1 pseudogene is annotated in these 412 nt (G+C 66.5%); it reads left to right on the top strand.

The annotated features are described in order from the left end of the window. Positions 1-412, top strand: a pseudogene (locus tag EOA29_RS40510) (amino acid deaminase); the annotation flags it as partial.

Raw genomic sequence — 412 nt, 5'->3', positions numbered from 1 at the left:
TCGCCAAGGACGGCAAGGCGACGCTGGTGCTGCGCAGCGGCGCCATCTTCTTCCACGACCATGGCGTCTACGACCGATCGCTGGGCGCGGTCGATGCCCGCAACGGTTTTGCCGTCGATGGCGCCGGCGCTTCGGCGCGGCGTTCGTTCCGCCCGGCGCTGCGCATCTGGGCCGAGGTGCTGTCGCGGCCGGAGACCGGTCTCGCCATCTGCGGCATGGGCATGCGCGACGTCTCGTTCGACCAGGGTTTCCCGAAGCCGCTGACGGTCTATCGCGGCGGCCACCCGCTTGCGGTGCCATTAAAAGGCGAGGTCGTGAAACTCAACGACCAGCACGCCTTTCTGTCGCTTCAGCCGGACGATGACATCGCCGTCGGCGACGTCATCGAATTCGGCATTTCGCATCCTTGCAC

Source organism: Mesorhizobium sp. M1E.F.Ca.ET.063.01.1.1, from assembly GCF_003998155.1.
Taxonomy (GTDB): Bacteria; Pseudomonadota; Alphaproteobacteria; order Rhizobiales; family Rhizobiaceae; genus Mesorhizobium.
Note: the sequence above shows the minus strand (reverse complement) of the source record. Positions and strands in the feature narration are given on the sequence as shown.